The following is a 22530-nucleotide window of genomic DNA, read 5'->3' as shown; positions in this document are numbered from 1 at the left end:
CGTTTTGAAAACATAATTAACAAGTATAAGAAATACAGAATTTAATAATTCATTAGAAATCTTTACTGTTTTTGAAGTATCATAAGTAGCTGCTATCATATGCGTTAATTTAAAAGTGCATCATTTAATATTATCAACGAAGATTTGACTTGATTAATTTACTTCATTTTCAATTGCAAGAACATTTTTTGACAAAATATTTAATAATAAACTGTTAAATTATGGTTTAAAATGTGTTAATGTTGTTTTAATTAGATCAGTTTTAATTGGATTTTAACCTTCAGTTTTTTATCAATTTTAAAAATAGTAAAATGTAAAGAGGTGTAAATTTTGTCTGAAATAAGTAACGTAATGGATGATTTTTTAAATCCAAGCTTAAAACAAATTAGACGAAGTATTTTAGATATTGATGATAGTTATAATAATGATTGGGATATTCTTGCTGAATTAATTCAAAACGCAGTAGATGCTATAAAAAAATCTAGCTCTACAGAAATAAAAAAAATAACCCTGAATGTTGACGCTTCCAAAAAATCAATTTCAATTACTGATAATGGTGTAGGAATAGATCCTAAAAAACTACTTGATTTACTAAAACCATTCTCAACAGACAAAGTTGATGATGATGAAACAGTTGGTGAAAAAGGCGTAGGTTTAACGTTTGTTATGTTTAGCTGTAATGATTTTTTTATTAAAAGTGGAAATACAAATGGGACAAGATCAGCAATTGTAAAAGATGCGTATAATTGGAAGTACAGTAATGATAAAAAAATGCTACAGTCGACTTTTACAGATCATAATGAATTGTTTCAAGGAACAATAGTTAATTTAAATAAAATAATGGATAGCCCCATATTCAAGCTTAAATACGAACAATTTAAGTATATATTAAGAACTAAAACTTCATTTGGAAATACAAAACAAATATGGGAAGATGACTTGAATATTATTATAAAATTAATATTTAAAGATCAAAATGGTGAAGAATTTGAAGAAGAAATACCATTCAAGTATTGGTTAATACATGAAGGATTAGCAGGTGAAGATTATATTGATCTAAATGATTTTATAAACTTTATTGAATCTGGTGATAGAACAGATAGGGAAAAGAGAAAAAAGTTAAAAAATAAAATTATAATTTATAAAGGCGAATTTGAACACTCAGATAATCGTAAAATTAAGTATTTTTCATGTTTTGTCCCAAAAAGAAGGGTATGGGATGACTTGTCGGTTGATAATGGGTTAATTACTAAAGAACAATTGGAAAACCCTGAATATTTGAGTAATTTTAATTATGCACGCTTCTCAAATGGTATTTTTACTTCAGTAAAAGGAATGCCTACTGGTATTTCAATTGATCATCCTAACACTGGATATGCTGGGTATTGGTCAAACATTTTTATACTTTTTGAGGACAATAAATTGAAATTTGACATTGGTAGAAAGTCAATCCATGGAAGTCAATCAAAAATACTTCGAGATTATGCAGGTAAAATATTTAATATATATTTGAAATATATAACAAAATATGTTTCAGGAGAAGTTAATCAAGATACACAATGGAATAAAGATGAGATATTTGCTGAAATTGATACGATGATGGATTTGGAGAGTTCGAATACTAAATTTATTAAAAACCCTAAAGATCAGGAAGCAAGTATTGCAGGTATGTTTTTTGAATTGATTGGAAAAGAGAAGATAAGTAATCTAATTCCTTTAACTACTGGATATAGAAACAAATATGATCTATATGCAAAATGGGGTAACAAAAAGGTTGTTATTGAGTTCAAATCAAAATTGAAAAATATACTTAGAGATTTCAACGATGAACAAAAATTATTTGATGAAATAGACTGTATTGTTTGTTGGAATGTCGATGAAGAAGATGAGGAAGCATTGGATTATAGAGGTATAGATATTGATAAAGTAAGCTATTCAAGATTTGATGATACTAATAACAATTTTCCTCATTCAACTCATGTTCTTACCTTATCGGGTCTAACTTCACCTGTGTATGTAATTGATTTGAAAAAGGTAATTGAATAATAATTAATACTTATAAGCATATTACTCAAATATTAAAAAAGGAAAAATAATCCGAAATATGTTACTTTTTATTGAAGTTTTATACGAGATTAGGTATTGATATTTCAATGTAAAAAGTAAAGATGGCTCAAATGGGACATAAACCTTTACGAAAGAATATTAATCAAATGATGAAGACCAAGAATACCAAAAACTGAATTAATCAAGAAATATATTACTGCCTTGCCAGCTAGTAAAGCCAAGTTCAAGTCCTGTTGGGATCACAAAAAACCCTCTTGTTTATCAAGAGGGTTTTTATTGATTAACACTATTTCAACTCTACAATATTAATGTAGTTGTAAAGTTTCAAACAAGAAAAGATACCATTTTTTTAAAAATCCTATAATCCTTCCATATCATTGACAATTTATATATACCCTACCTGAAAAGTTTATACGATCTGTATACTTTCCAAGTAATTCCTTTGCCCGAAGTTTATCGGAAATTTTATCAAATTCGAAGTTTTAATGTAAGTTTACTTACATTAAATTTGTGGAGTTACTATGAATTAAAAAAGAAAACTTTTTGAAAGCATATTTTAAAAAAAATAAGAACATATATTCTGGTTTTGTGATATGGTTTATGGTAAAATAAGGTAGAGTAGAGTTGTAATAGTTGCTTCTCTTTATTGTGTAAATGTAAGTTTTAGTGTAAGTTGCATACACGCTTAAAAGCTAGTTATATCAAGACTTTAAGATGATTATTTTGTTGTAAACGTTATACTCATATTTATTAAATTTTATAGAAAATAAATTTAATAATTGATGTAAATTTGATGTAAAAATAGATGTAAAACGGTGACAAATTGCGATAATTCATAACAGACTTCCTCTCAAAAAACTTGGTTTTACAAGGGTTTATGGCAATTTATAATAATGGTTGATATGTTAATCTTTCTTCGCTAAGAAGGGAGGTGAGAATGTGACTGGTTATGAGATTGCAAATTTAATTATTCAATGTGTTGGAATAACTGCAACTGTAATCTTAAGCATAATCGGTATTATCATTTCTATTAGCAAAAAAAAATAACCACCCTACCCCTCGAATGGTTGTGGTGATTATTTCTTCACTGGATCCGAGGAAAGCAACTTTACCAATTACTACTCGGAAGGGATGTGTTCGCAGCACATCCCTTTTTAGTATATTCTTTATGACTTCATTATAGTCCTTTTAGTATAGTTTGACAATGAAGTTAAAGTTCTTTTAACTGAATGAACAGTTAATTTGCAATTTTTTCATTTGAATTTTGCGATACTTTCTTCGGTGAATTCAGTAGCAGTATTAAAGCGATACCTAAAAATGTCATAAAAATTCCAACTACTTGGGTTGGTGTTGGTTTAAAACCTGTTATGACTGTATCTAACACAATGGCTACTGCAGGATCTAAAAATGTTAACACAGCTATCATATTAGAAGGTAAAAATCGAATATTACCAAAGAATAATGCATAAATAACGCCTGTATGAACAAATCCAATAATCAAAATAAAACTCCAGTTTTCAAAATGCAAGTTTTGAAAAGAATCAAATTTAACAAAAGGAATTAAAAGTAGAAACCCTAATGTTGTCTGAAGTAAAGTCGTAAAATATGAACTTGTTTGTGTAATCCCTTTATTCACAATCATTAATAAACCATAAAAGATTGCCGCAAGAAATGCCCAAATGACACCAGACGAAAGGAATTTATCAATTGTAAAATCAGAATTAATACCGGATAAAAGAATTGAGCCAATAAAACTACTTAGAACCCCAAGTAAAGGTACTATCGTAATTTTTTCTTTATAAATTAAACTACCTAATAAGAATAAAATTACGGGAGCTAAGTAATAAATTGAAACTGAAATTGTAACTGATAAATTTTCAAATGATTTAAATAAAAATACCCAATTTAAAACTAATAGTATCCCACTAAATAATGAAAGAGTAATATCTTTTTTATTAAATATTTCTTTTTTAGCTATTCCTGAAAAATACCAAACAGAAAATAAGAATATACTTGCAAAAACACATCTAATAAAAACTAAATCAATGGCTTTTAAGCCTGTTTTAGGAGCGACGAAACCTACTGTCCCGAAAGTAGCCATTGCAATAATGATACTAATTGTCGCCTTTTTATTTACTGCCAAATTCCCCAATATGTATCACATCCATTTCATATGTAATTTCAATATTCTGTCAAATAAGTATATACTAAACTTTGGTGTTATATCAATTGAATAAATCCTGTAAAAGGAAAATAGCATACTCATAGGGTATTCTTGAGTAAGAAAAATTCAAGGAGAAGTAGAGGTTAATTTCCTTATAGGGTGTTCATGAGGAAGTAAAAAGCCAAAAAGATGAGACATACCTCCTCAAAAAGGGTACATGAAGAAGTAAAAGGGCAATAAGATGAGATTAACNNGTTCATGAGGAAGTAAAATGCCAAAAAGATGAGACATACTACCTCATAAAGAGTTCATGAGGAAGTAAAATGGCAAAAAGACGAGATTTCTTTACTCATAAAAAGTTCATAATAAATATATTTTCCACGCCTATTAAGATTTCAAAATCAAAGTTTTCATTAAATTCTGTTTAAATTAATAGGCAAATATATAGATTTCATTTATACTATATTTTGTAGTTTAAAGAATTTTTTAGTAAAAATATGTCAAATATGTGGCAACGATTTAAAGAAGTGGGGGGAATTTTAATGAATATCGTAGTAGTAAATGGTTCACCTAGAGCAAATGGTCGAACTAGATTCTTAGCAAAACAAATCGCAGACTCTAATAATTTTACAAATTTAGATTTAGCATTTGAACAAGTTCCTCTTTATAACGGGGAAGCTGAACAAAAAGAAATAGAAGCAGTTAGAGCAATTAGAGAATTACTAGTTAAAGCTGATGGAATCGTTATTTGTACGCCAGAGTACAATAATGCGATGAGTGGAGCTTTAAAAAACCTAGTTGAACTATTAGGATCTGAGCCATTTAAGAAAAAGCCAATCTCATTATTAGCAGTAGCTGGTGGTGGAAAAGGTGGTATAAACGCTTTAAATAGTTTGAGAACTGTAATTCGTGGTGTTTATGGAAATGCATTACCAAAACAACTAGTTTTAGATCCAGTTGATTTTGAAAATGACACAGTTGTTAAGCCTGAAGCTTTTGCAAAAGTAGCTGAAGTAATTGATGAATTAAAAGAATATGTACAAAAAGAAATTTTATATAAAGAATACATAGAATCAAATAGTGTTTCTAAGTAATAAAAATGGTCCTAATCAATTATTGGTTAGGACCATTAAAAATAGCTTAACATTTTTGTTAAGCTTAAAGTAAAAACGATTTATCATTTACATTTCTAATAGGAAAGTTTACTTTGTATCGTACAGCGATAATTCTGATAGCTGTTGTAATTAGAAAACAAATATACAAAGATTGCAGTTTAGTAAATTCACCATGTGTAAATAAAATTGTTATAGAGCCAATAATTGCTGCAATTGCATAAATTTCTTTTCGGAATACAAATGGAATTTCTCTTGCGAATACATCTCGCATAATTCCACCACCAATTCCAGTAATTAAACCCATCGAAATAATTAAAAAAGAACCTTTTAAACCGTGATCAATTGCCGAATATGAACCAACTGCAGTAAAAACACCTAGACCAATTGCATCAGTAATGATTAAAGTTGATTGAAACTGCATTGTTCGTTGATAAAATAACCAAGTTACAATTGAAACGACTGTACTTACCATAAAGTATTGAGGTTTTGCGAAAGCATTCGGTACTGTTTGACCTAAAATAATATCTCGAATTAACCCTCCGCCAAGCGCAGTACAAGCTGCTAAAAAAACAACTCCAAATAAGTCCAATTTCTTTTGAATACCAACCAAAGTACCAGAAATGCTAGCAGCTATAATCCCTGCATAAACAAAAACCTCGATCAAAATCATCCATTCTATCCCCTTAATTCCATTTTCTATGATTCATTTTAGCAACAGGTAGGGACTATTACAATATTAAAATAACTTTGAAAACGCTTCATTTAAAAAAATTTTTTTACATAAAAAATTTACTGTATTTTACATAAAAATCACTTGAAATTTATAGATTGGAGAGGTTAAAATGCAAAATAAAATTAAACAACATAAAAATAAAATTGTTTCAAAAGAAATTCAATTAATAATGGACAAATTTAATATTGTTGGGTGTCAAGCTGCTGCAGTTTTAAAAGATAAACTGATTTGGTCTGATGCTTATGGTTATCGTAATATAGAAACAAAAGATTTAGTTACAGAATATACGATGTTTCGAATTGCTTCTATTACAAAACTATTTACGGCTACAGCTATCATGCAATTAGTCGAAAGAAAATTAATAGATTTAAATCAAGATATTAGTCATTATTTAGGTTTTAAAGTAAGAAATCCTAAATTCCCTAATTCTTATATTACGTTGATGCAAATATTAACTCATACTTCCTCACTTAACTCAGACGATGCTTCAAATAGTGTTTATGCAAAGTTCATTAAAGATGGACATTCAAATTTTTCTTTACAACTTATAGAATTATTTGATGAAAATGGGGAGTATTTTACGAAAGAAATATGGGGGGATTGGAAACCAGGAGATCAATGGATGTACTCAAATATTGGTGCGATCATATGCGGTGCAATTATAGAAAAAGTCACTAAATTACGTTTTGATCAATATATCAAACAAAATATTTTTGAACCTTTAGAAATGAAAAATGTAGCTTTTTCATATTCGAATTTTAATAAAAGCCATGAACTAGCAAACATATATGAAAAAAATAAAGATACAAACGAATATAAAGTATCAATTGATGATGCTAGGCAAAGTGGGTATTCGAAAACTCATTGGGATCAATATATCATAGGCAATCATGGAGGATTGTTTGAACCTCAAGGTGGACTAAGGACATCCGCAGTTGAATTAAGTAAATTTTTACGGGCACATATGTTAAATGGAAATTTAAATGGACAACTTCTTGGACAAAAAACGTCAAAATTAATGAAATCAACTCAATGGTCTAGAGAAGAAAATAATCATTTCTTTAGTAAAATGGGTCTTGGTTTTCATATTAGCCACGACTTCTTACCGGGTTACAAAGAAATGATCGGCCATGCGGGTGAAGCATACGGATTAATCAGCAACTTATATTGGCATGAAGAAAAACATTTCGGTATAATTTTTATTTTAAACGGATGTCAGTTCGATTTATCTGAAGATTCAAGATTTGAAGTAGAAAAAGAATTAGCAGAAGTTATTTATAAACATGTTATTGAAGAACGATTATTAAAATAATAATAAATAGTGAATCGTTGTCCTATACAACAATTTTTTATTTCTGTTCGATCGTGAAGTAAAAAATACTCTCTTTCAGACTTAAATTATTTGTCTAACTGCAGTCTCAGTTAAAAGGATCTATTTTACAATAGGTCTTTTTTTATTTGTAATAGAAAATCTCAATTAAATTTTCATCAATTTTTCATAAAACTTTTATATAATAATTTCCGATCAAAAAAAATGGAGGAAATTTTATGAACTACTCAATATTTAAATTAATAAATAGTTTTGCAGGCAAATGGCCTGCATTAGATAATGTAATGATATTTTTATCTAAATCTGCCATTTTAATCGTAATAGCACTTTTAGCTTATTTATGGATTCAAAAAGGTAACGAACGTAAGTATACAGCTTTTTATATCGTACTAACACTTATATTAGCACTAGGTGGTAACTTTATTATCCATCAATTTTATTACCACGCGCGACCATTCGTTAATCACCATGTGACGAAGCTGATTACACATTCATCTGATTCATCTTTTATAAGTGATCACGGGACATTAGTATTTTCTACTGCGCTTATTTTATTGTTTAGAAAAGATCGTTTAGGGTTGATTTCATTGGTTTGGGCGATATTAGTTGGTATTTCAAGAATCTTTGTTGGAGTACATTATCCTTTTGATATAATTGGTGCATTTATTTTGGCGGGTATAGTTGCAATTGTTGTTTTAAAAACATCATCATTAACGGAACCATTAATGAAAATATTATTAAAAATTTATGAAAGAATAATAAACAAGTTACCAATTAATACGAAAAAGAATTTAAGTTCCTGATTAAGAACTTAATAGAGGAGACATTTATTGAAAATTTTATTTGCTGAAGACGATCAAAAATTAGGAAAAATGACAACCCATTTGTTAAAAACACAAACTCCATTTCAAATCGAATGGACAACTAATGGGAAGCAAGCATTGGAGTTAGCAACCTATTATGACTTTGATTTACTTATTTTGGACTGGATGTTACCTGAGATTAGTGGTTTAGAAATATGCAAAATGCTTAGAATAGATGGATTTAAAGGACCAATCTTAATGTTAACAGCGAGAGATAGTATTAATCACCGTGTTGAAGGATTAGAAGCTGGAGCGGATGACTATTTAATCAAACCATTTGATTTTAGTGAGCTGGCCGCAAGAATTAAAGTACTCAATCGAAGAAATTTTGCGCCACTTCAAGATGAAATAATCTCGATTGAAGACTTAACATATAATCGGACAAATTTTAGTTTAAGTAGAGGCAATGAACAAATAATTTTAACGCAAAGAGAATTACAACTATTTGATTTATTAGTAAAAAATAGAGGGATTGTGCTTACTAGAGAAGTTATTTTTGAAAGAGTTTGGGGAATTGAATCAGAAGTAACAAGTAATGCTGTTGAAGCGTATGTAAAAAATCTAAGAAAAAAAATTGATCCACCAAATCAGACTTATATAAAGAGTGTTAGAGGTGTTGGTTATACAATCGAAAAATGAGATCTCATTATTTCAACAAATTAGCAAGCGATTAACATTTTTCAATCTTAGAATTTTAATGATTTTTATTATTTTATTTAATATTTCAGTAGGAATTGTTTTGTCGTTTTACATTTACTTAGACCAAAAGAGCGATCTTATTACAGTATTAAAGCAAGAAATAAAAGAAGTAAAAATGAATGCTGCATCTCTAGGTCCAAATGATGACAATACTCAAAGAAAACATAAACGTAAAAATGTTTATTTTAATTATTTTTTAAATAAAAATAACGGATTTGAAATCTATGATGAAACAGCACCTGGGTATACAAAGGATATAGAAAAAGTTTTAAAACAGATTAATCCAAATCATAATAAAGTCGTTATTAAACGAATTGTTCCACATGATAAGGAAGAACTAAATTTAATGATTGCTGCAGAAAAGGTGTATGATTCATCAAATCATTATCTCGGTACAATTTATAGTGGTAAAGATTTATCATCAGTTATTTATTTAATAAAGCAGTTTATCAGTATCTCATTTTTACTCTCAATTATCTTTTGTTTTATGGCGTACTACTTCGGAAAGAAAATTACAAATCAGGCAATGGAACCAATTATTGCGTCTTATAAAGAACAGCAAGAATTTGTGGAAAATGCTTCACATGAACTAAGAACACCATTATCGGTATTACAAGCTGGTATTGATGTATTGAGTGTTGAACAAAATCGACTTTCTGATTTCGGAAAAGAAACCTTATCCGATTTAAAAAAGGAATTAAGTGATACGCGTAATCTAGTTCATCAATTACTGTTTCTAGCAAGACTTGATCATAAACAAATCGCTAAAGTAAATATTGAAGAATTTAGAATCGATGAATTTTCTGAACAAATTCAAAAAGCATGGCAATATAAAGCATCAGAAAAAAAACAAAAAATACAGCTATTAAATGATAAAAAATTTATCGTTAAAACGAATCAAGAAAGTCTAAAACAATTGATTAATATCTTTGTTGATAATGCAATTAAATACTCACTTGAGGATCGTACAATTTCGTTAAATTACTACGTGAGATCAGAAAAAAAAGCAAACTATTTCTATTATGAAATAAATGATAACGGTATTGGAATTGCAAAAGAGCTACAAGATAAAATATTTAATCGGTTTTATCGAATCGAAGAGCATAGGTCAAGGGATGAAGGTAATACTGGTCTCGGCTTATCGATCGCAAAATCGATTATAGAGTCTTTAAATGGAGAAATTATTGTTAATAGCGAAATCGGTAAAGGTAGCAGTTTTAAAATTAAAATTCCGATTTCAAATTTGTTTCAAATTAAGACAACCATATAGAGAAAATTTTGGGGGAGTTAGAGTTATATGGAGATTATTAAAAATTTAATTGATCTCATATTGCATTTAGATCAACATTTATTAACTTTTGTGCATAACTATGGGGCAATAACTTATTTCATCTTATTTTTCATTATTTTATTGGAAACAGGACTTGTTGTGACACCATTTTTACCAGGAGATTCATTAATTTTTACAGCAGGTGCACTTGCTTCCTTACATTTATTAAACTTTTTTGGATTATTAATCCTTTTCATAGTCGCAGCTAGTTTTGGTGATTCTTTAAATTATTTTATAGGTAGGAAATTCGGAAGTAAATTAAGTAAAAGTAAAAAAATAAATACTAAATACATTCATGAAACTGAAAACTTTTACAAACAAAAAGGTTCTAAATTTATTGTATTAGCAAGGTTTATTCCGATTGTAAGAACTTTTGCTCCATTTGTAGCAGGGATTGGTGAAATGAACTATTCAAAATTTATTTCATATAACATTTTCGGAGCGACACTTTGGGTTGGACTAATGGTGTCGATTGGTTACTTTTTTGGAAATATTCCTTTTGTTAAAAATCATTTTGGGCTATTAACGATTGGAATCATTTTCGTTTCAATCATTCCAATAATAATCGATGTAATTAGAAAATTTATTAAGAAAAAAAATTGAAACAAAATTAATCAATTTTAGTAAAACATAATACAATTTTCATTAAATTTTCACTTTAATTTTGTACATTTGTTGTATATAAAGGGAGGCGAATATGGATCATGTTTTCTAATATTTTTTTTAAAATTTGAAAGGAATAGGTCAAAATGATTAGTAATTGGATAAAAAATAAATCTGAGAGAAAATTAATTTATATAGCATTAGCAATTTCGATCATTATTTTCATCATTGCAGGGTGGAAAGTTTCGCATCGAACTGAATTATTTACGAATATGGGACCACAGATACAACATGGTTTTCATAAAATAAATCCATTAAAAATGTATGCGAAAGATAAAGGTTCCCTTGGAAGAATAGGTGTATATGCGGCATTTATTCTCTTTCCACTATACTTTTTAATTCGATTTAAAAAATTAAATGACAAAAAGCAATTTAAGAAATACTTAGCTAAATTATTGAAATGGTGTAAGTTAATACATGTCCCAATTTCGTTAATTACTTTTGCTTTAATTACAGTACACTCTGTGATTATGACTTTTTTTGAATGGAAAACAGATGCTGTTTATATTTCAGGTGTTATAACTTATTTGCTCTTAGTTCCATTAGGGATATTCGGTTTTTTAAGATATAAACGAAAAGATAAAAACTGGCATTACTATCTTTCATTTGCAGTTGTAATCTCAATGTTAATTCATACATTCGTTTAATTAATTTGTCTATTCAAAAGAGGTTGATTAGTATGGTATTGCAGCCTAAAATACTTGTCGTTACATCGAGTTTTGGAAATGGGCATAAAGAAGTATCAAAAGCGCTAAAAAGTGAGTTTGAACATATTAACTTTAACGATGTAACAATTATTGATATATACGAAGAAGCATATCCAACAATAAATGTATTTGCAAAAAATATTCATTTGCAATTATTCCAACATGCCCAAACAATTTATAAATGGTTCTTCTATGGGACTGAGAAATTATTCAGTACAGTCATTTTTGACAGGCTTTTAGAATTATGCGGAAAGAATATAAAAAGTATTCTTCAAAAAGAGAAGCCTGATATTATCATTACTACATTTCCAGTAGGGTCTGTAGCAAAATGGAAGAAATATTCATCACATCCTTGCAAATTATATACAGTTGTTACCGACTATTATATTCACCGTTCATGGATTCATAATGAAATCGATCGCTACTATATAGCGACGGAAGGATTAATACATCAAATGGTCAATTTAGGCGTTTCTTTATCGAAAATATTTGTATCTGGCATACCTCTTCGCCAAGAATTTAAAGAAATAGATTTTTTAAATGAAGGTACAAGTAAATCGAAATCAAACGACCAAATCTTAATAGTTGCTGGAGCAGTTGGATTATTAAAGGACGTAGAAAAAATGGCCAAGCAGTTACTTGCTGAAACAAAACTTAATGTAGCAGTTGTCTGTGGCTATAATCGCATACTTTATAATAAATTATGTAAGTTAAATGAAGAATACAAAGACCGCCTACAAGTATTTGGCTACGTAAATAATATACGTAATTTGTATAAAAAATCTGATCTCTTAATTACGAAGCCTGGTGGTATTACATTATCAGAATGTATTGCATGTAATTTACCGACAATCCTATATAAACCAACACCAGGACAAGAAAAAGAGAATTCCCGAATATTTGAAAATGCTGGTGCTTCAGTAACAGTAAAGTCGTTAAATGAATTAACTTTTTATATTAATCGAATTCTTTTCAAATCAAATCATTTAGAACAAATGAAATCATCTTTAACCGCATTAAATAAAGGATTTAGTTCACAATTAATTGTCAATGATATTTTTAGTTCCATTTCTTAAGAGTGTTATGACTAATAACTTTATGAATACGTAAAAACACCACAAGGTAAAGAGATTCCTTGTGGTGTTTAGTTTTAATTTAGCTAATGATCAATCCTAACAAATTGATATTGGTTTTGTAAACAATGTTCAATAAATCTCTCTAATGCTTTTATTGTATGAATAGGAGCATCCTCATCTGCACCAAATGTATCTCCATTATCATGTAATAAAATAATTGCTCCTGGTTTCGTTTGATTTAACAAAAGACTATAAATGCCTTCACTTCCTTTTTTACTACTCCAATCATTTGCCATTACAGACCATAAAATAATTTTAAGCTTTTTCTGAAATAGGAGTGGAAGTGAAGCTAACCCCCAAGGTGGTCGATAATAAAGTGGGTCATCGTTCGTTATTTTCTTAATAATACTTGCAGTCTTTTCTATTTGATTTTTTAATTGTTTTGGACTGAGAAACCAATTACATTTATGTTTATAATTGTGTATTCCGATTAAGTGACCATCTTCATGTATTCTTTTAATGATCGTAGGATACTTTTCTGCCGCTGAACCTAATACAAAAAAAGTTGCTTTAATTGAATGACTTTGGAGTAAATCTAAAAGTAAATTCGTATAAACTTGATGTGGACCATCATCAAAAGTTAAAGCAATTCGTTTTTGACTTTTAGAAGAAACTCGATGGATTGAAAAAATTTTAAATAAACGTGTTAGTATACTCGGGATTGGTCCATAAAGAATAAATAATAATAATAGTAAACCCCCGATTATGATGAAAATTCTAAGCATATATTCTCCTTAATTAACTTTAAATAATAATAATCATATAACATTATTATAGTCCAGTTTACTATTTGTTGGTAATTAAAAGCAGATAATATTATGATGAAATTAGATTGTGCTATCGAAATGTGAGTAGGAGATAATATGAGAAAGATTATTTCAATCCAAGGCCAAATGGCTAGTGGGAAAACAACACTTGCGAAAAGATTAGAAAATTAATTGGAAAATTAACTAGTAATATAAGAAAATCCTTATCCAATTGTTCAAAGTAGAAATAATTTAAATCTTGATATACATACATTAGAGGGGTTTATAAAAAATCAGCAATTATTTATTGGAGCAGAAATTAAGCGATTTAATCATTTTCATAATGAAAATATTCTTTTTGATCGTGGTCCAGAAGATATCGAATTTTATACGCTCTTTTTTCCTATCGCAAACGGTTATTCATGGGATATAGAATATTATTTAATAGGTGAATTAAATCAACTTAGAAAATGCAGATCTGATTTAATTATTTATTTAGATGCTGAATTTGAAACTCTTGATAGAAGAAAACAAAAATTATTTGTCAAAAAGAAGAAGTTCAAATGATCAAAATATGAAATTATATCAATATGAAAAAGAATGGTATAAGCAGGTTAACACTAAATTTATAGATGTAAATGAGAAGGCTATAATTGAAGTAGAAAAATCAATTTTGGAAATATTAACGAATAATAATTTTCTAAGAAAATGAAAATCACTTTAGTAAAAAGGGATTACACCTATTACATAGAATTAATACAATATACGTTTCGAATTTTCCATTTTTAACTAATGAAGTTTAATAATGGTATTGAAATACATACACAAAATTGGATAAATAGATTTGTGTAAAGAATAAAAATTTTGAGGTGAACAATATGATCGTAGTTACAACTGAAAACATTGAAGGCTATAAACTAGTTGAAGTAAAGGGTCCTGTATTTGGAGTTATTGTACGTAGTAGAGGACTTGGTGGAGATATTTTAGCTGGTCTAAAAAGTCTTGTTGGTGGAGAAATCAAACAATACACTGCAATGCTTGAAGATGCAAGAAAAGAAGCGATGGATCGAATGACTAAAAATGCTAGTGAAATGGATGCAAATGCAATTATCATGATGCGCTTTGATTCAGGAGAAATAGGGCAAAACATGAGTGAAATTGTCGCTTATGGAACGGCAGTTTTAGTCGAGAAAATATGATAAAAAAACCTTGTCATTTCAAGGTTTTTTTATTTTAAGTTTTATAGAATAAAATATAAATAAAAAAAGTGCGGACAAATTCACGGACAAGTTTACAAGAAAACCACACGAAGAGTTCTCTTTTTACTTGTCCTTAAATAACAATTAGTTATAAAAAAAGAAATGTCGATATTTAATTTCTACAATTTCTATATTAATTCAATTACTTTAACAAGATGAAGTTATTAGAGGGTAGCGTTTTCCTTAAAGTAGTTTAATAAACTCTTGAAATATTAAATCTGATAGACTAGAATAATAATATCTAATAAATTAAATAATAATTTGTTAACAATTAGTTAAGATGCCTTAGGGCTTAATAGGGAATCTGGAGCATTACCAGAACTGTCCCCGCAACTGTAAGTGTGGACGAAATAGACAAACCACTGAAACGTTTATATGGACGTTACGGGAAGGGTCTAAAGTAGGAAGATACACAAGTCAGGAGACCTGTCTTAGCTTTTAAAGTTTCGATTTCTTCGGGGGTTGAGAAGATGAAACGTTTGGACAAAAAGGATTATTTATTAACTTTTTTTGTGCTGGCGTTTTATCCGTTCAACTTTTGTTGAACGGATTTTTTCGTTTTAATGATTCTAAATCATCTTTTTATGCCTCTAGAAGAAACAAGTCTTTTTAAAAATTGAATAGATTAGGATTGGTGCACAATGAAAATTGTGCTTAATAGGGAAGTACGGTTTAAATCCGTCACGGTACCCGCCACTGTAAGGGGAGTTCATTGCAGATGTCACTGAAGGAATTTGGGAAGACGCAATAGAATGATGAACCTAAGTCAGGAGACCTGCCTTTACCTAATAGCTTCAATCAACCTACGGGAACATAGGTAGAAGTGCTGAACTTACATCGCTATTTTTTTGTGTATTTATTCTGCACCCCTATGTCCATAGGGGTGCTTTTTTTATGAAAAAACGAAAGGGAGTATGTTACATGACTACTTGGAATTTACAAGGGACGAAACACCATGTCCTCATTTGTAACGGCAGCAGCTGTATGAGAAAGGGTGGGGAGGAAGCGACACAAGCAATACGGAATGAAATCACCAATTTAAGCTTAGATTCAATCATACATACTACAAGAACGAGATGCAATGGGAGATGTAAGGATGCACCTGTTGCCATCGTCTATCCTTCAGGGACTTGGTATAAAAACGTAACCCCAGAAGTGGGAACTACGATTGTAAAGCGTCATCTGGCTGAAGGTCATTGCCTTCAGGAGCATTCGATCTATCAATATTCCGAAGCTGGATTCATACATCCAGAAGGGTCGGAATGCATCGAAGGAATACAAAAAGCGGTTAAAGAAAAGATTTAACAGCGGATAGTAGCTGGATTCTGTTTAGAATTGTGGAAGGTGGCGTAATAGTGTGAAAGGTAAATTATTGGTTATTGGTTTTGGCCCTGGTGATGAAAAACATATTACCGGACGGGCAAAGGAAGCCATCCAAGAAAGTGATATCATTATCGGCTACAAAACCTACGTTGATTTAATCAAGGGATTAATAGCTGGAAAGCAAATCATCAGCACAGGAATGACAGAAGAAGTGAGCCGTGCCCAGGAGGCTGTGAAACAAGCTGAGCTCGGTTACACGGTAGCTGTCATTTCGAGCGGTGATGCCGGTGTATATGGAATGGCAGGACTTGTTTACGAGGTGCTAATTGAAAAAGGCTGGAAAAAAGACTCAGGGGTAAAAGTGGAGGTGGTCCCTGGCATTTCTGCCATCAACTCCTGTGCTGCTTTATTAGGCGCGCCGGTCATGCATGATGCCTGTACGATTAGCTTAAGTGACCATTTAACACCGTGGAGCTTGATCGAGAAACGAATCGAAGCAGCCGCTCAAGCTGATTTTGTGATTGCCCTATACAATCCAAAAAGCGGGAGAAGAACACGGCAGATCATGGAAGCACAAAAAATACTACTAAAATACCGCTCCCCAGATACCCCTGTAGGATTGGTAAAGAGTGCCTACCGTGATAGTCAAAAGATCGTCTTAACAAATTTACAAGAGATGTTAGAACATGAAATTGGCATGTTAACTACCGTTTTAATAGGCAACTCTTCAACATTTTTCTACGATGAATTGATGATTACTCCGCGTGGTTATCAGCGGAAGTATACATTAAATCAGGCAATTCAACCTTTGAAACCGCATCAGCGTCTGCAAAAGGAAGCCGAACCATGGGCACTGGAGCAAATGGAAGATGTAATGCCAGTAAACAAGAAACTAGTCACCCCAATCTTAGTGAAAGAGTCGCCAAGAGAGTTGGCTGAGGAAGCCTTGCAAATGATCCTTGGTGAGACTTATGAACGAACTCAAGGTTCAATTGTGAAGCAAGACTTTCAATCTATTTTTGAGGTAGCGGTCAGCCCTGGTGTCGCCAATAAAAAATTTACCGCGCATCAGATGGTCATTCTTTCCGAAATTGTCGGAGAAGAAGGAGTCATGGAATACACACAAGACCATTTTATGAAGCTGCAAATTTTAACCTCTAAGCCTGATGAGATTATTGAAAAACTAACGGCAGCCAACTTTTTGATTGCTCCTGTTGGCGACGTATTAACCGTAAAAGCCTGTGATTTTTGTGACGGAGAAAAGAAGGATTCCATCCCTTATGCCGATGAGCTTCAAGAAAGGCTTGGCGGCATGGAACTCCCAAAAGAATTGAAACTTGGTGTGAATGGCTGCGGCATGGCCTGTTATGGAGCCGTAAAAGAAGATATTGGCATTGTCTACCGTAAAGGAGCATTTGATTTGTTTTTAGGAGCCAAGACAGCAGGAAGAACCGCTCATAATGGCCAAATCGTAGCTGAAGGAATCGCGCCGGACAAAATTGTCGGAATCATAGAGGGGATTGTTCAAGAGTACCAACAAAAGGCGTATCCAAATGAACGTTTCTATAAATTTTTTAAACGGGTCAAAGAAGTTCAAGGTTTTGTGTACCAGGATATCACACCAAATCTTAAAATCGAAGCAGCTGTTTGCGGGGAATAAAGGAGAGAAGTCTAGCGATAATTGGCAGGTAAGGCATTTACAAACAAAGGGGAGGAAATATTTTGAGAGCAATTTTATTTGTGGGGCATGGAAGTAGAGATCAAGAGGGAAATCAGCAGGTTCGTGAGTTCATCCGTGAGATGAGAAAGACTTGGGAAGGTTCTTTCCTTGTCGAGACGTGTTTTTTAGAATTTGAACGACCAACAGTGAATCAAGGCATCGATCTATGTGTGGAGAAAGGAGCCGACCATGTTGTCTTGATTCCGATAATGCTCTTACAAGCAGGACACTCCAAAATTCATATTCCAGCAGCTATTGATGAGGCAAAGAATAAATATCCACTTGTTCAATTTACTTATGGCCGGCCAATTGGTGTTCATGAGGAAACATTTGAAATTCTAAAAACTAGATTAATGGAAATTGGCGAGAATGTGGAAACCATTGAAGACGATACGGCTGTCCTTTTGTTAGGACGTGGCGGAAGCGATCCCGATGCGAATAGTGATTTATATAAAATTGCTAGATTACTATGGGAAAAAACAAACTATAAAATCGTCGAACCTGCTTTTATGGGGGTGACCAATCCCTCTGTGAACGAAGGGATTGAGCGCTGTATTAAGCTTGGAGCAAAAAAAGTAGTAATCCTGCCTTACTTTCTATTCACTGGCATCCTGATTAAACGGTTAGAAGATATGATGGTACCTATTCAAAATCAATATCCCGCTGTCGAAATTCAGCAGGCTGACTATTTTGGTTATCATCCAAAATTACAGACGATTTTAATAGATCGGGTGGAAGAAGCCCTACGTGATGAGGTGAAGATGAACTGCGATACTTGCCAATATCGTCTTAATGTGATGGAACATATCGATCATCACCACCACCATGATCATGACCACGATCATCATCACGGCCATGACCATCACCATCACCATGATCACGAACATGCGGTGCAAAAGGCTGGAGATAGAGGATGATCTTCGTGTTAGCCGGAACAAGTGATGCAAGAGCCCTTGCTTTAGAAATAAAAAAGGAAGGCTTCAATCTCCTTGCCTCAGTAGTCACAGAAAATGCAGCGGTTGAATTAATGGAGTCAAGTATATGTGTTCAAATCGGCAGATTAACGGATGTAGACATGGTGGAGTTGATTGAAACAAAAGGTATTCAAGCGGTTGTCGATGCCAGTCATCCGTTTGCGGAAGAAGCTTCGAAAAACGCAATCAAGGCGTCTGAAACGACGGGAATCCACTATATTCGATATGAACGGGAGTCACAAAATTTCCAATATGACAAAATGAAATTCGTAGAAAGCTACGAGGAAGCTGCCGAGCTTGCATTGGCCAATAAAGGCGTGGTGATGTTGACGACAGGTAGCAAGACGCTTCAAATTTTCACAGAAAAACTATTAGGTAACCCGGACATTCGCTTGATCGCCAGGATGCTGCCTCGTGTGGATAATATGGAAAAATGTGAGCAATTAGGGCTGCCGCAGAAAAATATTATTGCGATCCAGGGCCCATTTACAAAAGAGTTCGACAAAGCCCTATATAAGCAATATGGTGTGACCTTAATGGTGACTAAAGAGAGTGGGAAAGTCGGATCGGTCGATGAAAAGGTGGAAGCCGCCAAGGAACTGGGGATTGAGGTAATCCTTATTGGTCGCCCGAAACTAAATTATGGCACCGTCTATGCTAATTTTATTGATGTCATCGCAGAATTACATAAAAAGATTGGTTCCACACCAAGATCACAACAGAACAATCATTTTAATACAGGAGTGAGATAAATGGATTTTCGTACCGAATTTAAACCGTTAACCGTCCAACCGGAACAGATTGAAGGTAAAAGTTTTGAAATGATTAATGAAGAAATTGGTGAGCACCCTTTTACCGAGGAACAGTATCCAATTGTCCAGCGTATCATCCATGCATCCGCTGATTTTGAACTCGGGCAAAGCGTCCTTTTCCATCCTGACGCTATTCAATCCGGTATTCGGGCGATTCGGAGCGGGAAAATGGTAGTTGCAGATGTTCAAATGATTCAAAGTGGGGCAAATAAAGCAAGAATTCAAAAATTCGGAGGAGAAATCAAAGTCTATATTTCCGACCCGGATGTCATCCAGGAAGCCAAACGGCTGAATACAACAAGGGCGATTATTTCGATGCGGAAGGCGATCAAAGAAGCAGATGGCGGTATTTTTGCCATTGGGAATGCCCCAACCGCCTTACTCGAACTTATCCGCCTGATTAAAGAAGGAGAAGCAAAACCTGGTCTTGTTATTGGATTGCCTGTTGGGTTTGTTTCTGCGGCTGAGTCAAAAGAAGAACTAGCTAAGCTCGATATCCCATTCATCACCAATATTGGCCGGAAAGGTGGCAGTACCGTGACCGTTGCCGCATTAAATGCCATTTCTATTATGGCTGAACGGGGATAACCCATGCAGGAAGTACCAAAAGGAAAGCTGCGGGAAGGATATACGACTGGGGCCTGCGCAACAGCAACAACCAAAGCAGCGCTGACGGCATTAATTACCGGTGAACCGCAAACAGAATCAACGATATACTTGCCCGTTAAGCGGTTTGCAACCTTCCAGGTAGATGGCTGTGAAGTAATGGAACAAACGGCTACCGCCAGTACGATAAAAGACGCGGGGGATGACCCAGATGCCACCCATGGGGCCTTGATTGTTTCCACTGTGTCATGGCTCGATGAACCAGGCATTGTGCTTGATGGGGGAATTGGAGTTGGACGCGTTACAAAGGACGGCTTGCCCGTTCCAGTCGGCGAGGCCGCTATTAACCCCGTTCCCCGCAGGATGATCTGCGAGACAGCCGAAGGGGTATTAAAAGAATTCGGGATTACAAGAGGCATTAAAATCGTCATTTCCGTACCAGCTGGTGAAGAAATCGCCAAAAAAACACTCAATGGACGCTTAGGAATCATTGGCGGGATTTCTATTCTCGGAACCCGTGGGATTGTCGTTCCTTTTTCCACAGCCGCTTATAAAGCCAGTATCATTCAGGCAATTAGTGTTGCCCGGGCAAGTGGCTGCGAGCACGTTGTCATTACAACAGGCGGGCGGAGCGAGAAAAATGCCATGAAGCAATTCCCCGAGCTGTCTGAAGAAGCTTTTATCGAAATGGGTGACTTTGTCGGGTTTACCCTTAAACAATGCAAGAAGCAAGAGGTAAAGAGAGTTTCGATGGTCGGCATGATGGGGAAATTTTCAAAAGTGGCAATGGGGATCATGATGGTCCACTCAAAAAGTGCCCCGATAGATTTTGATTTTTTAGCTGAGGTGGCAAGTCGTACCGGTGCTGATGCGACTATGGTCGAGGAAATTCGAACTGCCAATACGGCATCACAGGTTGGTGATTTGATGACAGCACAGGGCCACCTATCCTTTTTCGAAATGCTTAGCGACTATTGCTGCGACGCTGCGTTAAAGGAAGTCGATGGTGGGATCGACATAGATACGACCCTTTATACTATGAAGGGGCAATTGTTAGGAAAGGCGGTGCGTAAGAGTGGCATCAATTAAAATGATCGGCATTGGGGACGAAGGGAAAGTCAGCCTACTCCCGATGTACGAAAAGTGGATTAATGAAAGTGACCTATTAATAGGAGGAAAAAGACAGCTTGCTTTTTTTTCTGAATTCGCCGGCGAAAAAATGGCGATCGAAGGCGGCCTTAATTCTCTAGTGGAACGGTTGCAGTCGGAGACTAGAAACGTAGTGATTCTAGCTTCAGGAGACCCGTTATTCTATGGAATTGGAAGCTATTTATCTTCTAAAATCGATTTGGATATTTATCCATATATAAGTTCAATCCAGCTTGCTTTTGCCAAAATGAAAGAAAGATGGCAGGATGCTTATTTTACTAGTGTTCACGGCAGGAGTATAAAAGGGTTGGCACAGCGAGTGGATGGAAAAAAAACAGTCGCGATCTTAACCGACACAGAAAATTCTCCAAATAAAATCGCTCAATATTTGCTTTCCTTTGGCATGACTGAATATGAGGCGTTTGTGGGCGAGAACCTTGGCAGTGACAAGGAACGATGCCGCTGGTTTACCCTTTCTGAAATGATGGATGAAGAGTTTTCACCGCTCAATGTAGTAATTCTTAAAAAAAAGGGTGAAAGCCCACATTGGCCCATTGGCATTGACGATTCGGAATTTTTACAGCGTAAACCAGATAAGGGCTTAATTACAAAAAAAGAAATTCGGACACTAAGCATTAGTGGCCTAAGGTTAAAAGAAGATAGCACAGTTTGGGATATTGGGACATGCACAGGTTCTGTTGCGATTGAGGCTGCGAAAATCGCCAGGGAAGGACAAGTGTTTGCCATCGAAAAGAACGAGGGCGACTTAGAAAACTGTAAGCAAAATTTAGCAAAATTTCGTGTGGATGCAACACTCGTCCATGGGAAAGCACCAGAGGGATTAGAAACCTTCCCGGATCCGGATGCGGTATTTATTGGCGGGACGGCAGGTGGGATGGAAGACATTTTGGATATTTGCTGTAGCCGCTTGAAAGAGTGTGGACGCATTGTCTTAAATGCCGTCACAATTGAAAATCTTTCAGAAGCGATACTTGTGTTTAAAGAGCGGGGATATGAGACGAACATTACTCTTGCTCAAATATCCAGAAGTAAGCCCATTTTGAATTTGACAAGATTTGATGCATTAAATCCTATTTACATAATCGAAGCATGGCGCAAGGAAGGGGAGTAAAT

At 33.4% G+C, this 22530-nt stretch carries 20 protein-coding genes, 1 pseudogene and 2 riboswitches; of the genes and pseudogenes, 18 read left to right on the top strand and 3 right to left on the bottom strand.

The features are described from left to right. Nucleotides 1–351: 351 nt before the first annotated feature. Nucleotides 352–2046 (top strand): ATP-binding protein, encoded by a 1695-nt coding sequence (locus tag COJ46_RS02425; protein ID WP_098565726.1) that lies wholly within the window; start codon nt 352–354, stop codon nt 2044–2046. 1258 nt (nt 2047–3304) lie between these two features. Here COJ46_RS02425 and COJ46_RS02420 read toward each other — a convergent pair. Beyond that, the gene (locus tag COJ46_RS02420) at nt 3305–4219 is read right to left on the bottom strand and encodes a DMT family transporter (RefSeq protein ID WP_097977472.1); all 915 of its coding nucleotides are present in this window, start codon (nt 4217–4219) and stop codon (nt 3305–3307) included. A 554-nt stretch (nt 4220–4773) separates the two neighbouring features. Here COJ46_RS02420 and COJ46_RS02415 point away from each other — a divergent pair. Beyond that, nucleotides 4774–5325, top strand: a complete 552-nt coding sequence (locus COJ46_RS02415) for an NADPH-dependent FMN reductase (protein WP_098565658.1) — start codon at nt 4774–4776, stop codon at nt 5323–5325. Between the two features lie 64 nt (nt 5326–5389). Here the strand turns inward: COJ46_RS02415 and COJ46_RS02410 are convergent, their stop codons facing one another. Further along, nucleotides 5390–6016: a trimeric intracellular cation channel family protein gene (locus COJ46_RS02410; RefSeq protein ID WP_097977469.1), complete on the bottom strand. Its 627-nt coding sequence runs from the start codon at nt 6014–6016 to the stop codon at nt 5390–5392. A gap of 172 nt (nt 6017–6188) precedes the next feature. On the opposite strand from COJ46_RS02410, the gene COJ46_RS02405 reads away from it, so the two are divergent. The 7 genes from COJ46_RS02405 (at nt 6189) to COJ46_RS02375 (ending at nt 12747) form a co-directional block, all read left to right on the top strand. After that, complete coding sequence (locus tag COJ46_RS02405; RefSeq protein ID WP_097977467.1) at nt 6189–7391, top strand: serine hydrolase domain-containing protein; 1203 nt, start codon at nt 6189–6191, stop codon at nt 7389–7391. A gap of 236 nt (nt 7392–7627) precedes the next feature. After that, nucleotides 7628–8212, top strand: a complete 585-nt coding sequence (locus COJ46_RS02400) for an undecaprenyl-diphosphatase (RefSeq protein ID WP_097977465.1) — start codon at nt 7628–7630, stop codon at nt 8210–8212. Between the two features lie 27 nt (nt 8213–8239). After that, nucleotides 8240–8911, top strand: coding sequence for a response regulator transcription factor (locus tag COJ46_RS02395; RefSeq protein ID WP_097977463.1), 672 nt, complete (start codon nt 8240–8242; stop codon nt 8909–8911). 100 nt (nt 8912–9011) lie between these two features. Then, on the top strand, nt 9012–10241 hold the full coding sequence (locus COJ46_RS02390) for a sensor histidine kinase (RefSeq protein WP_176522592.1): 1230 nt from the start codon (nt 9012–9014) through the stop codon (nt 10239–10241). Nucleotides 10242–10268: 27 nt separating this feature from the next. After that, nucleotides 10269–10904 carry a VTT domain-containing protein gene (locus COJ46_RS02385; RefSeq protein ID WP_097977459.1) on the top strand — a complete coding sequence of 212 codons (636 nt, stop codon included), beginning with the start codon at nt 10269–10271 and terminating at the stop codon, nt 10902–10904. A 146-nt stretch (nt 10905–11050) separates the two neighbouring features. Next, on the top strand, nt 11051–11611 hold the full coding sequence (locus COJ46_RS02380; RefSeq protein ID WP_097977457.1) for a hypothetical protein: 561 nt from the start codon (nt 11051–11053) through the stop codon (nt 11609–11611). 32 nt (nt 11612–11643) lie between these two features. Next, the gene (locus COJ46_RS02375) at nt 11644–12747 is read left to right on the top strand and encodes an MGDG synthase family glycosyltransferase (protein WP_097977455.1); all 1104 of its coding nucleotides are present in this window, start codon (nt 11644–11646) and stop codon (nt 12745–12747) included. A gap of 83 nt (nt 12748–12830) precedes the next feature. Here COJ46_RS02375 and COJ46_RS02370 read toward each other — a convergent pair whose 3' ends face one another. Further along, nucleotides 12831–13532 carry a polysaccharide deacetylase family protein gene (locus tag COJ46_RS02370; protein WP_097977453.1) on the bottom strand — a complete coding sequence of 234 codons (702 nt, stop codon included), beginning with the start codon at nt 13530–13532 and terminating at the stop codon, nt 12831–12833. Nucleotides 13533–13670: 138 nt separating this feature from the next. Here COJ46_RS02370 and COJ46_RS24875 point away from each other — a divergent pair. The 9 genes and pseudogenes from COJ46_RS24875 to cbiE all read left to right on the top strand — a co-directional run bounded on the left by COJ46_RS24875 (nt 13671) and on the right by cbiE (nt 22528). Then, nucleotides 13671–14265: pseudogene (locus COJ46_RS24875) on the top strand (AAA family ATPase). Nucleotides 14266–14431: 166 nt separating this feature from the next. Continuing rightward, nucleotides 14432–14752: a YbjQ family protein gene (locus tag COJ46_RS02360; RefSeq protein WP_097977451.1), complete on the top strand. Its 321-nt coding sequence runs from the start codon at nt 14432–14434 to the stop codon at nt 14750–14752. Between the two features lie 321 nt (nt 14753–15073). Next, nucleotides 15074–15260: riboswitch (cobalamin riboswitch) on the top strand. A gap of 167 nt (nt 15261–15427) precedes the next feature. Then, nucleotides 15428–15609: riboswitch (cobalamin riboswitch) on the top strand. Between the two features lie 124 nt (nt 15610–15733). Further along, entirely contained in the window at nt 15734–16117 is a 384-nt protein-coding gene (locus COJ46_RS02355) for a (2Fe-2S) ferredoxin domain-containing protein (RefSeq protein WP_097977940.1), read from the top strand. A gap of 52 nt (nt 16118–16169) precedes the next feature. Beyond that, the gene (gene cobJ / locus COJ46_RS02350; RefSeq protein WP_098565657.1) at nt 16170–17795 is read left to right on the top strand and encodes a precorrin-3B C(17)-methyltransferase; all 1626 of its coding nucleotides are present in this window, start codon (nt 16170–16172) and stop codon (nt 17793–17795) included. Nucleotides 17796–17857: 62 nt separating this feature from the next. Next, nucleotides 17858–18772: a sirohydrochlorin chelatase gene (locus tag COJ46_RS02345; RefSeq protein WP_098565656.1), complete on the top strand. Its 915-nt coding sequence runs from the start codon at nt 17858–17860 to the stop codon at nt 18770–18772. Beyond that, entirely contained in the window at nt 18769–19581 is an 813-nt protein-coding gene (gene cobK / locus COJ46_RS02340) for a precorrin-6A reductase (RefSeq protein WP_098565655.1), read from the top strand. The genes COJ46_RS02345 and cobK overlap by 4 nt, the downstream gene beginning before the upstream one ends. After that, the gene (locus COJ46_RS02335) at nt 19582–20229 is read left to right on the top strand and encodes a precorrin-8X methylmutase (RefSeq protein WP_097977444.1); all 648 of its coding nucleotides are present in this window, start codon (nt 19582–19584) and stop codon (nt 20227–20229) included. It abuts the gene before it with no gap. Nucleotides 20230–20232: 3 nt separating this feature from the next. After that, on the top strand, nt 20233–21336 hold the full coding sequence (locus tag COJ46_RS02330) for a cobalt-precorrin-5B (C(1))-methyltransferase (RefSeq protein WP_098565654.1): 1104 nt from the start codon (nt 20233–20235) through the stop codon (nt 21334–21336). A 1-nt stretch (nt 21337) separates the two neighbouring features. Continuing rightward, nucleotides 21338–22528: a precorrin-6y C5,15-methyltransferase (decarboxylating) subunit CbiE gene (gene cbiE, locus COJ46_RS02325; RefSeq protein WP_097977938.1), complete on the top strand. Its 1191-nt coding sequence runs from the start codon at nt 21338–21340 to the stop codon at nt 22526–22528. The last annotated feature ends 2 nt before the right edge of the window (nt 22529–22530 follow it).

It is taken from the genome of Bacillus sp. AFS077874, assembly GCF_002566505.1.
In the GTDB taxonomy this organism is placed as follows: domain Bacteria; phylum Bacillota; class Bacilli; order Bacillales; family Bacillaceae_G; genus Gottfriedia.
This window is presented reverse-complemented; position numbering and strand designations above follow the sequence as displayed.

Coding starts and splice junctions, on each gene's coding strand:
- COJ46_RS02425 (WP_098565726.1), top strand. CDS start 352: ATGGATGATTTTTTAAATCCAAGCTTAAAACAAATTAGACGAAGTATT.
- COJ46_RS02415 (WP_098565658.1), top strand. CDS start 4,774: ATGAATATCGTAGTAGTAAATGGTTCACCTAGAGCAAATGGTCGAACT.
- COJ46_RS02410 (WP_097977469.1), bottom strand. CDS start 6,016: ATGATTTTGATCGAGGTTTTTGTTTATGCAGGGATTATAGCTGCTAGC.
- COJ46_RS02405 (WP_097977467.1), top strand. CDS start 6,189: ATGCAAAATAAAATTAAACAACATAAAAATAAAATTGTTTCAAAAGAA.
- COJ46_RS02400 (WP_097977465.1), top strand. CDS start 7,628: ATGAACTACTCAATATTTAAATTAATAAATAGTTTTGCAGGCAAATGG.
- COJ46_RS02385 (WP_097977459.1), top strand. CDS start 10,269: ATGGAGATTATTAAAAATTTAATTGATCTCATATTGCATTTAGATCAA.
- COJ46_RS02380 (WP_097977457.1), top strand. CDS start 11,051: ATGATTAGTAATTGGATAAAAAATAAATCTGAGAGAAAATTAATTTAT.
- COJ46_RS02375 (WP_097977455.1), top strand. CDS start 11,644: ATGGTATTGCAGCCTAAAATACTTGTCGTTACATCGAGTTTTGGAAAT.
- COJ46_RS02370 (WP_097977453.1), bottom strand. CDS start 13,532: ATGCTTAGAATTTTCATCATAATCGGGGGTTTACTATTATTATTATTT.
- COJ46_RS02360 (WP_097977451.1), top strand. CDS start 14,432: ATGATCGTAGTTACAACTGAAAACATTGAAGGCTATAAACTAGTTGAA.
- COJ46_RS02355 (WP_097977940.1), top strand. CDS start 15,734: ATGACTACTTGGAATTTACAAGGGACGAAACACCATGTCCTCATTTGT.
- cobK (WP_098565655.1), top strand. CDS start 18,769: ATGATCTTCGTGTTAGCCGGAACAAGTGATGCAAGAGCCCTTGCTTTA.
- COJ46_RS02335 (WP_097977444.1), top strand. CDS start 19,582: ATGGATTTTCGTACCGAATTTAAACCGTTAACCGTCCAACCGGAACAG.
- COJ46_RS02330 (WP_098565654.1), top strand. CDS start 20,233: ATGCAGGAAGTACCAAAAGGAAAGCTGCGGGAAGGATATACGACTGGG.
- cbiE (WP_097977938.1), top strand. CDS start 21,338: ATGATCGGCATTGGGGACGAAGGGAAAGTCAGCCTACTCCCGATGTAC.